The organism is Candidatus Hydrogenedentota bacterium (genome assembly GCA_019695095.1).
Lineage (GTDB): Bacteria > Hydrogenedentota > Hydrogenedentia > Hydrogenedentales > SLHB01 > JAIBAQ01.
The window spans coordinates 1-3,321 of record JAIBAQ010000355.1 but is presented as its reverse complement, the minus strand read 5'-3'; the positions used below and the strand labels follow the sequence as shown (position 1 = coordinate 3,321).

The window sequence follows — 3,321 nt, the reverse complement described above, 5'->3', positions numbered from 1 at the left end:
CGGCGGTTCTTGCGGTGGTCTGCGTCGTCGTCATAGTGATGCGACGCAAGGGCAAGAAGAAATCGACCGCCCAAGACGATTTCTAACGAGAGAGGGAAATATCGCGTTTGGGTGCGGAAAAGCCTCACATAGACGAGCGGTACGCTTGCTTTAAACTGCGTGTCGCCAAATCGAAAATTCATCGCTGGGGTGTGTATGCGGATGAGCCAATACCGGCGAACCGCAAGATCATCGAATACACCGGCGAGATGATCAATCGGAAGGAAACGAAGCGGCGTGCCGCTTCGACCGATTTGATCTACCTTTTCACGGTCAACAGCTACTGGACGAAAGACGGCTCCGTGGGCGGAAGCGGAGCCGAATACGTCAACCATTCATGCGAGCCGAATGTTCGCGCCTGGGTTGTGAAGGACCACATTCTCTACATGAGCATGCGGGCGATCAAGAAGGGCGAGGAACTGACGATCGACTACAACTTCGATAAGCACGTCGAGAAGGTGCTGTGTGCGTGCGGCACGAAGTCGTGCCGCGGCACTATCAATCGGAAAGACTGAGCGGCGCGCCATCCGGAGGAGTGGACTGCGCGGGGCACGCGCGCGCCCATGGCTCGGCTATCGGGGACTCTGGATCAGACCCGGAACTGTTTGGGACTTTCGGACATGTTGCTCGCGCGTGGGTGGTACTGGTTATCTGCGTTCCACGGGCAGGCTCATGAAGAAAGTGGTACTGCCTTCGCCGATGCAACGGAATGATGCCCGACGGCGGGTTGGGTCGAGGTTCGCATCGGTAAACTCCGGCATTTTGACAACTACTTCACTCAGCCCGAATGTGCCGGAGATAGGGCCGGCGTAGAGGGTTTGTATTGGCTGGTAGTTGCTGTTGAGGACGCAGTTGAAATCGACGGGTTGGCGCTGTACCGCGGGCATACCAGGGACACCGGGCGGTAGGGGCATGCCGGAGACCACGAACCTTAGGATCTCATTCGACCGGACACGCCGTGCCAGGGTGACAGGCGTGCCATCGTCGTGGAAAGGGCCGGGGGGTAGATTGATCGTGTCGGTGCTGTAAGGCCATTGAACGGCGCCAAATTGAAGGGGACTTGAATTGGGCACTTTGACGAGCAAAGGAGATTGTTCCCACTGGCCTGTCGGTTTTAGGTTGAAATCCCAGGGGAGTTGAACGTCGATCTCGTTGGGGCTGACGCGTGTAATAAACGTGGGCCTTCCCTGGAACTCGACCTCTACTCCCGCCAGGGAAGTGGTTGCAGGCAAGGTTTGCGGAACGATGGTTTCCGTTGCGAATCCGCCTCCATAGATTCGGACGAGCGAACCCGGGCGGACGCCACCAACGATGTTGTTGATGAAGGGAGTGGGCGGCACCAAGTCTTCAATGACATTGCCCTGGCGATTGATTCGGATCAGGCGTCCGGAGTTGGTGACTGCAAAAATGACTTGGGCGTCGCCCGAAAGAAGGGCTTCCCGATAACCCTCTTCGGCATAGGCGAACCATTCACCTCCACCCTCGCCGCGATCAGTTGGGGCGAGATAAAGCCACTGACGAGGTTTGTCGACTGCTTCGCGAGCGAGGAGTAGGGCGAAGCGGCCGGTATCGTCGATGGAAGCGCCGTACATCGCCTCGGGGAACGGGACAAGGAAATTTGTAGGCCTGTCGTTCAGGTAACTGAGCGGACCGTAGTCTTCTGTTTCCGCGTCAGTGAAGAGGAGGCGCTCCTGCCGGGTTTCGAGGTCGAGAGAGTAGAAGCGGCGCGGCGTTCCCTGCTCATAGAGGGATTCATACACGACGACTTTGGCGTTGCCGCTGATCATGGGTGCGGCGACGGGAACAGAGGCGGGCAGTAGTTGCTGACGGGTGCTGCGTCCGGTATCGGCGTCATAGCGTCCGGCTGCTGCTAAACGGTAGTTGGCGTCAGCATACACCGCGGTTCCATCGTCGGCGACTACGCTACGCTTGGCGGTAAGTCCCAAGTTGACCACCGCGGCCCGCGGCTCCGAATAATAACTGGATCCACCAACAGAGAAGTAGAGTCCATTGGGGCTAAAGACTGTGTAGTACGACGGCGCGCGTGAGATAGGGAGGGGAGCTTTAATTTCGCGCGTCACTGTTCCGTCTGATGTCATTACGTAAGACATCCCGTCGACGGGTGGCCCCACGATAAAGCAACTCTTGCAGAAACGATAGCCGCTAAAGGCAACAAGCCCGTTTGCGGCCACGGAGGGGAAACGAAGGTCGAAGTAATTGCTCAGCACACCCCATCTGCAACAGGGCGTTGTCCATTCTCTTGTGCGCGAGAGGAAGGTCCGCACGCCGGTTTCCCTGGTCCAGCGGAAGATTTTCGAATGCGGTTCCGTGCTGGTTTCGGCATGGATGAGGCCGCTGCCGAAGTAGAGTTCGGCGCCGTCGTGATTGGTGGCGAGGTCTGTGATTTGAGCGAAGGGCGGCGGAATTACCTGGGCGAGTAGAAGCAGTACAGCGGATATCATCGGTCACCTGCTACTGGCGGCGAACGGGCCCTTTATAAGGATAAACGATCCTGATATCTTCAATGTAGTTATTTGCGTCGGAAAGATGCCAGGGAACGGCCTGAGCGCGAGCGAGGGAAACCGAACGGGAGGGGTGAACGTAAGGATGGTTAACGTGCATCGAACGGTGGTTCGGCTACTTCTCGTTTGGGCAGTTTGGGGGACAGGCTCACCGGCGTCAGTGCCGGTAGAGCGGCTGGCTGAGTTGTCAGGTGTTGTGGCGGATTCGGGAGGCCGGAGAGTAGTGGTGCGACTGCGGGCGATGGATGATAATCCGCTGCGCTATTACGACGGGTACGAAGAGATGACCGGACCGGATGGGCGATTCCGGTTTGGGCAGATCAAACCGGGTCGATACAGGGTGGAGACGGCGACGCGTGGGTTGCGCCTGGCGGCAGTAACGACAGTAAATCTACGGGCGGGCGAAAAGCGTAGAGGGTTTAAGGTGAGGGTTGCACCGAGTTTCTCGCTATGCGGGCGAGTTACGGGTGAGGGGGCAAGCCGGGATGGGACATACGCGGTCAGCGTGTATCGTCTTATTCCGGAATACAGTGTACTGACACAAAGGCATTTCTTAACCACGCGAACAGACGGACGGTTTTTGTGGGAGGACATGGAGCCGGCGGCGTACTACTTATCGGCACCTGCAAACAGGAGATTTTCGGAAGCGCAGCAGGTCACCGTAGGCGAGGGGACACCGGCGGGATGTTCGCCGGAGGTGCAGTTACAGTCAAGCTCGTGTTGGGTGCAGAGGATACTGGGGCAAATAGGCGCGTCAGTT

At 57.9% G+C, this 3,321-nt stretch carries 3 protein-coding genes; 2 read left to right on the top strand and 1 reads right to left on the bottom strand.

Annotation, left to right across the window (positions count from 1 at the left end):
- Window positions 1-98: 98 nt before the first annotated feature.
- The gene (locus K1Y02_26260) at window positions 99-554 is read left to right on the top strand and encodes an SET domain-containing protein-lysine N-methyltransferase (GenBank protein ID MBX7259886.1); all 456 of its coding nucleotides are present in this window, start codon (window positions 99-101) and stop codon (window positions 552-554) included.
- Window positions 555-686: 132 nt separating this feature from the next.
- On the opposite strand, the gene K1Y02_26255 is transcribed toward K1Y02_26260, so the two are convergent.
- Window positions 687-2,501, bottom strand: a complete 1,815-nt coding sequence (locus K1Y02_26255; GenBank protein ID MBX7259885.1) for a hypothetical protein — start codon at window positions 2,499-2,501, stop codon at window positions 687-689.
- Window positions 2,502-2,655: 154 nt separating this feature from the next.
- Here K1Y02_26255 and K1Y02_26250 point away from each other — a divergent pair.
- Window positions 2,656-3,321: carboxypeptidase-like regulatory domain-containing protein (locus K1Y02_26250; protein ID MBX7259884.1), on the top strand; the 666-nt coding region annotated here is incomplete at its 3' end.